Genomic DNA, 7,122 nt, shown 5'->3' on the forward strand with positions numbered 1-7,122 from the left:
AATCCATCCCATCCTTCCCTTGGAAAGGGAAGGAGTATCTTCCCCCTTTTAGAAAGGGGGGATGAAGGGGGGGATTTCATCCTTCTCCCCGTTGGGGAGAAGGTAGGGATGAGGGGGATCGCTACTAACATATAAAAAAGATTAATAAATATATTAAAGATGAGTTACAAAGGCAAATATAAAATAGGAGAAATTCTTGTTTATGCAGTTGAGAAAAAAGCATCGGATATTCATATTGTTGCAAAATTTCCTGCCAATATAAGAGTCAATGGTCAATTAATTGTTACTGAATTTCCTGAACTATCTTCTGATGAATGTAAGGACTTAATTTATGATATTTTAAGTCCCTCTCAAATTAAATCATTTGAAGAAAAAAAAGAATTAGATTTTTCTTATGGAGTAAGTGGATTGGGAAGATTTAGAATCAACTTACATTATCAAAGGGGCACAATAGGAATAGCAATAAGACCAATTAAAGACAAAATTCCAACATTTGCTGAACTGGGATTACCTTCTGATATGCTAAAAAAATTACTTTCTCAACCGCATGGGTTAGTTCTAATATGTGGCCCAACTGGAAGTGGAAAGTCCACTACTCTTGCTTCAATGGTTGAATATCTTAATCAAAATTTTCCAATGCATATTATTACAATAGAAGACCCTATTGAGTATATTTTCAAACACAAAAGGTCAATAGTTGAACAGCGGGAAATTGGAATAGATACTGACTCATTTAATGAAGCATTAAAAAGAGTTTTAAGGCAGGACCCAAATGTTGTTTTAATTGGGGAAATGAGAGATATTGAAACAATTGAAGCAGCACTAAGAATTGCTGAAACAGGGCATCTTGTTCTTGCGACTTTACATACAGGTGAAGTAATTCAAGCAATGGGAAGAATTGTAAATAGTTTTTCAGAAAATTTACAACAGACAGTTAAAACACAACTTTCACTTGTTCTTCTTGGTGTCTTTGTTCAACAATTGTTACCTAAAAAAGATAATAACGGTAGAATTCTTGCAACAGAAATAATGATAACCAATTCTGCAATAAGGAATTTAATCAGAGAAGGACACTTTGAACAAATTTATTCTCAAATTCAATTAGGTGGAGAAAGTGGAATGAGAACAATGAATTCTTCTTTGCTTTCTCTTTACAAAAACGGACTTATTTCAAAAGACATTGCATTAGCAAATTCTCCCAATGTCAAAGAACTAAAAAAACTTTTAGGAGGCACTTAATACTCAGGGCAACTTAGTTGACTGAGCAGTATAAAGTAGAGAGTAGTAAGTAGCGAGATTAAAAAAGCCCCCCTCACCTTGAACCTCTCCCCAACGGGGAGAGGCAGAAAAGAAAAAAAGGGGAGAGGGGAAAAATAAAGAATTTTAATTTTCACTATAATTTTCTTCGCCCCACAGGGGAGAAGATTAAGATGAGGGGGAATTGTTCTACACAGGCAGTTTAAAATTAAGTTGCACGAACCAGCCCTACCCTCCTTCTCTAATGCTCAGACGGGCAAGCGCAGAAGCGATAAGTTGAGCAGACGGAGTTTTAAAGTGCAAAGTGTAAAGTAAAAAAAATAGGAATTAAAAATGGCGAAATATTTTTATGTAGCGAGAGATTTTTCAGGTAAAAGGAGAGAAGGAGTAATAGATGCGGATTCAAATATGACTGTAATTCTTAATTTGAGGAAACAAAATCTTATCCCTATTGAAATTAACTTTATTGGAGAAAAAGGACTTTCCCCAATAGTTTCTCAAAAAAAACAAACAAGAGGAAGAGTTTCACTTGGTGAACTTGCAATATTTTCAAGACAATTTACTACAATGCTTGATGCAGGTGTGCCTATTATTGATATAATTGGTGACCTTTCTGAACAAACAACCAACAAATATTTTTCCTATGTTCTTTCAAAAATAAAGATTGAAATTCAAGAAGGAAGCAATTTTTCAAATGCTTTGACAAAATTTCCAAATGTTTTTTCTCCTCTTTATGTTTCTCTTGTTAGAACAGGTGAAGAAAGTGGAAATTTAACAAAAATTATGGAAGAACTTGCAAAATATCTTGAGGACCAAATTGCACTATTAAGAAAAGTAAGACAGGCGTTAAGTTATCCTTCTGTGATATTTGTTTTTTTCTTAGGGGTTATTTCTTTTGTTTTTTTATTTTTAATCCCAAAATTTCAGTCAATTTTTACCAGTTTAGGAACTAAACTTCCTCCCCTTACAATGTTAATTTTCAATATAAGCCATGCTTTTTTCAAATTTTTTCCAGTAATTATTGTTGGAATAATTTTACTTATAATTGCCTTTTTAATTTTTAGAAAAACCACCACAGGAAGGCAAATTATAGATACAATTAAATTAAGATTTCCTTTTTTTGGAAAACTTATTACAAAAATTACTCTTTCAAGATTTTCTCGTTCACTTTCTACATTACTTTCAGGAGGTGTAAGTATAGTAGTTGCTTTAGAAATTGCATCATCTGGAGAAAATGTTATAGTTGAAAAAATTATAAAAAATATAAAAAAAGAAATAATATCGGGAAAAACGCTTGGTGAAGAAATGAAAAAATACAAAATTTTTCCACCACTTCTTGTGAGAATGATAAAAATAGGAGAAGAAACAGGTCGACTTGAAGATATGCTTAATAGAACTGCAAAATTTTTTAGTGATGAAGTTGATGCAACAATAAACATAATGACTTCAATAATAGAGCCAGTGCTTATAATTGGATTAGGGGTTGTTGTTGGAATAGTTGTTTTAGCAATATATCTTCCAATTTTTCAAATTGCAGGAGCAGTAAAGTAAAAATTCACTCAGGCACTGGTTCCGAAAAGAAATTTAACCCCCGCGGTTATACTTTGCGGGGAATTTTTAAAAAATTTGACAAAAATATTGACAATAAGGTATAATATAACAAAAAAAAGGAGGTGAGAAAGGATGAAGAAAATAAGAAAAATGATGAAGAACAAAAAGGGGTTCACACTAATAGAATTGATGGTTGTAGTTATCATCGTTGGTATATTAGCGTCAGTAGCAGTTCCTCTTTACACTGCTCATGTTAAGCAGGCAAAAGCATCAGAAGGCGCAGCGCTTGTTGGTTCCGTCAGAACTGCAGAGTTAGTTTATTATGCACAACATAATACATATACAGATGACAAAACTGAGTTAGGAATAGATGCATCTGCAAATAAATACTTCACTGATTACAGCTTTGACGGTGATGTGACTGCAACAGCTTTTAAAGCAATAACAACCTGTGATGATGATGCAAATTTAAAAGTCAGAATAGACCAGAATGGGTATTTAGAATGGACTAAGGATGGTGGAACTAACTGGAACCCTTGGTAAAAATTAGAAAAAGGGGCGGACTTAAAAGTCCGCCCCTTTCTTTTCTTCATTGTTTTTTTCCTCTTTGTAAAAATTTTCAAAAAATTTTCTTTAATTTTTCCCCTTATAACTCACTCAAAATAACACCATATTTTTAAAAAATATGATAAAATATATATAAAAAGTAAAATGTAGAGAGAACAAAAAGAGATAAAGAAATTATATTTTTAGTAGAAGAACCCCCAGAAGGGGGATATGAAGCAAGAGCATTAGGATATTCTATTTTTACACAGGCAGATACATTGGATAAATTAAAGAAAGAGGTCAGGGATGCTGTTAAATGTCATTTTGAAGAAGAGGAGATGCCTCTTATTATCAGGTTGCATATAGTAAAAGAGGAAGTGGTAAAAGTATGAAAATTCCAAGAGATATAAATGGAGAAGAATTAGTAAAATTTTTAAAAAAATATGGATATGAAATTACAAGACAGAACAGGAAGTCATATCAGATTAACAACTCACAAAAATGGAACGCACCATATTACAATTCCTAAACATAAAGTTTTGAGAGTAGGAACTTTAAATTTCATCTTAAAAGATGTTGCTGAACACCTAAAATTTGAAAAAGAACTTCTAATTAAAGAAATAAAATTATGCCGTAGAAGTTGAACAGAATTATGTTAATAAATAGTAGTGTAAAAAAATAAAAAGAAGCAAAGCCCCCCTCACCCTCGCCCCTCTCCCCTATGGGGAGAGGAGAAAATAAATGAAAAAAGAAAAAGGTTCCTTCCTTATTTCTTCTCCCCTTGGGGGAGAAGATAGATGAGGGGGGATTGCTTGCTACTAAAATATAAATGAGGATTGGATAAAATTAAAAATGGTACCTAAAGTTGCAGTAGATATTGGAGAAAAGTATATTAAAGTGCTTGAAGGATATAGAAAAAAAGATGTTTTTCTTATAAAAAATTTTGGTATGATAGAAAATCCAGTTGAAAATTGGAAGAAAAGTACTGAGGAGGATTCATCTGGAATTTTATCTAATGTTTTAAAAGTATATCTCAAAGAACTTAATATAAAAGATAGAAATACTGTATGTTCTATCAGTGGTGAAGGTTTAGTTATACATTATTTTGAAATACCAGAAATGCCAGAAGAAGAAATAAAAAATGCAGTTGAGATTGAAGTTCTTCAGGTAATTCCAACAGGAATTGAAAATATAGAATATGATTATTCTGTATTCAATGTTGGAGGGAAAAAATATGTTTTTTTTGTTGGGTATCCAAAAGAAAAATGTGATTTCATTTTAAATGTTTTTCAAAAATCAGGACTTAAACCATTAATTATGGATATAGATGGTCTTGCTCTTGTTAATTGTTATAATTATGTGAAAAAGAATAATTGGCAATTACCTGTTTTTATTCTTAATTTGGGGCATAACACAACAAACCTTTCAATTGCTCAAAAGGATGGATTTATTTTTGTTAGAGATATTCCTTTTGGTGGGAATAATGTAATAAATTTTATATCTGAAACAAAAGAAATTTCAATTGAAGAAAGTGAAAAATTTATTACAGATGAGGAGAATTATGAAGAAGTAAAAAATGCTGTAAAAAACTCCTCTGAAGAACTTTTGAGAGAAATTGAAATAGGGGTGGAGTATTTTAGAACAAGAACAGGAGAAAGACCATCTGAATTTCTTATAACAGGTGGAAGTTCTACTCTTTCTGGTTTAAAACAATTGTTAGAAGAAGAATTACAGGAAAATATTGAAATATGGAATCCATTTGAATACATAGATGAAAATTTAGTTCCTCCTGATATAAAAGAACGGGGTAGGTTTTTTTCTATATCATTAGGGCTTCTTACAAGGAAAATTGGATGATAGAAATAAATATTCTGCGTAAAAGATTGGAAAGATTTCATAGAAGAAGGGTATTAACAAAAATTATTATATTTTATTTTGGAGGTCTTTTTCTAATTCTTTTAATTCTTGGTGGAGTATACCTATCAAATAAACTTATAATTTTACAGGATAAAGAAAATATGGATAAATTAAGGGCAGATATAAGAAAAGATGAATTATTAGTAGAAATGGTAAAAAAATTTCATGATGAATGTAATGTTTTATGTAAAAATATATCTTTTTATAAAGATGAGATAAATACCAGAGTTGTATGGTATGATAAACTATCTTTAATTTCCAATTGTCTACCTCCTGGGATGTATCTTAATAGAATTTCTTTTAAAGAAAGTGGAAGTCAAGAAAAAAAGAAAGTGATTATTATTGATGGATATGTGTCTCCAATTGTTGAAAACCCAAGAAAATCACTTTCTTATTTTGTTCAAAATCTTAAAAGAGATGGAGGTAGTTTTATAGATAAAATAACCCTAACACAAATAAATAATGTAAAAACGGAAGAAGAAGTTGTTTATTTTGTGTTTGAATGTTCTTTAAAATAATTGTTAATTCCCTCTCCCCGCAGGGGAGAGGGAAGAAAGGGGAGAGGCAGAAAGAGAAGGAGAAAAAGTTTCTTCTCCCCGTTGGGGAGAAGTTAGATGAGGGGGGTTGATATTTTCCACTTTGACAACGGGAGATTTTGGGGAATTACAGGAAATCCATCCCTGCCTTCCTTTTTCAAAGGAAGGAGACAATCTTTCCCCCTTTAGTAAAGGGGGATTGAGGGGGATTTGAAGGGGGATTGAAATTTTGTGCCTGAGTATAACACAACTTCTACTGATATTTACGAATAAAAAATGAAAATGAAAGAATATATAATTTATATTAAAAAATATGCTGTTTGGATGCTGATTTCTTATGCAGCAATTATATTGGTTTTTTATGTTTTCTTTTTATTGCCACAAAGGAGATTTATAAATGAGGTAAAGGTTGAAAAAGAAACTGTTGAATATTACTATTTAAAAATTAAAAATATACCTGTGGTTTTTGATACAATAAACAAAACTCTTTCTGTTGTAAAAGATCAGATAAAATGTTTTGAATGGCTTGCAAATACTGATGACCCGAATTTTCTTATGTTTCAATATCTTGGAGAAAAGGCAGAAAAATATAATCTTGAACTATCTATTCTTGAAAGAAATTTAAAAGATGAAAAAAGTTCTAAATATTATATATGGAAAACAAAACTTGTTGGTTCTTTTCCAGACCTTTTAAAATTTCTTTATGAGGTTGAAACAGGAGATAAATATCTAAAAATAGATGAGATTGAAGTTGGGAAAGAAGGGGAAAAAGTATTTTTTGATTTAAAAATTGTTGGAATAAAAGGGGGAAAAAATGAATGAAGAGAAAAAGAGAATTTTAAAAATTGGAATATTGGTTATTCTTCTATTTGTTATATTTTTTTCAACTTTAACTTTAAAAGGAAAAGAAAATGCAAGTGCAGAAGGACAAAAAAATAAAGAGAAAAGATTAAGTGTTGTCTTACAAGAAGCAGAAGAACATTTTGCAGAAATTAAAAAGAAACTACAGGATATTGACAATATGAAAAAAACACCTGAATTGAATCTTGTAAGAAAAGACCCATTTAATCCAATAAAAAGAAAAATTGATGTTGAAAAAGTAGAGAAAATTATCAGAGAAGAAGAAAAAAAAGAAATTACCTTTTTAATTTCAGGGATTGTATATGATGAACAAAAACCAATGGTGATAATAGATGATAATGTAAAATGTGAAGGGGAATATATAGAGGAATATCAAATATATAAAATTTTTCCTGATAGTATTTTATTAAAAAATGGAAACGATTTTTATGAACTAAAAATGAATTTTGAAGAA

8 protein-coding genes and 1 pseudogene are annotated in these 7,122 nt (G+C 30.6%); all 9 read left to right on the forward strand.

The window, feature by feature from the left end; translation table 11 throughout:
- The first annotated feature begins 159 nt into the window (after positions 1-159).
- The gene (locus tag PLW95_05925; protein HOV22201.1) at positions 160-1,239 is read left to right on the forward strand and encodes a type IV pilus twitching motility protein PilT; all 1,080 of its coding nucleotides are present in this window, start codon (positions 160-162) and stop codon (positions 1,237-1,239) included.
- Between the two features lie 351 nt (positions 1,240-1,590).
- Positions 1,591-2,808 carry a type II secretion system F family protein gene (locus tag PLW95_05930; GenBank protein HOV22202.1) on the forward strand — a complete coding sequence of 406 codons (1,218 nt, stop codon included), beginning with the start codon at positions 1,591-1,593 and terminating at the stop codon, positions 2,806-2,808.
- 132 nt (positions 2,809-2,940) lie between these two features.
- Positions 2,941-3,351 (forward strand): prepilin-type N-terminal cleavage/methylation domain-containing protein, encoded by a 411-nt coding sequence (locus tag PLW95_05935; GenBank protein ID HOV22203.1) that lies wholly within the window; start codon positions 2,941-2,943, stop codon positions 3,349-3,351.
- Positions 3,352-3,548: 197 nt separating this feature from the next.
- Complete coding sequence (locus tag PLW95_05940) at positions 3,549-3,746, forward strand: 2-oxoisovalerate dehydrogenase (GenBank protein HOV22204.1); 198 nt, start codon at positions 3,549-3,551, stop codon at positions 3,744-3,746.
- A pseudogene (locus PLW95_05945) lies at positions 3,743-3,998 on the forward strand (type II toxin-antitoxin system HicA family toxin). Before PLW95_05940 ends, PLW95_05945 begins: the two are co-directional and overlap by 4 nt.
- A gap of 208 nt (positions 3,999-4,206) precedes the next feature.
- Positions 4,207-5,211 (forward strand): pilus assembly protein PilM, encoded by a 1,005-nt coding sequence (gene pilM / locus PLW95_05950; GenBank protein HOV22205.1) that lies wholly within the window; start codon positions 4,207-4,209, stop codon positions 5,209-5,211.
- The gene (locus tag PLW95_05955; protein HOV22206.1) at positions 5,208-5,789 is read left to right on the forward strand and encodes a hypothetical protein; all 582 of its coding nucleotides are present in this window, start codon (positions 5,208-5,210) and stop codon (positions 5,787-5,789) included. Before pilM ends, PLW95_05955 begins: the two co-directional genes overlap by 4 nt.
- A gap of 300 nt (positions 5,790-6,089) precedes the next feature.
- Positions 6,090-6,629: a hypothetical protein gene (locus PLW95_05960; protein HOV22207.1), complete on the forward strand. Its 540-nt coding sequence runs from the start codon at positions 6,090-6,092 to the stop codon at positions 6,627-6,629.
- A partial coding sequence (locus tag PLW95_05965; GenBank protein HOV22208.1) for a hypothetical protein occupies positions 6,622-7,122 on the forward strand: 501 nt, incomplete at its 3' end. The genes PLW95_05960 and PLW95_05965, both read left to right, overlap by 8 nt.

The organism is bacterium (genome assembly GCA_035370465.1).
In the GTDB taxonomy this organism is placed as follows: Bacteria; Ratteibacteria; UBA8468; order B48-G9; family JAFGKM01; genus JAGGVW01.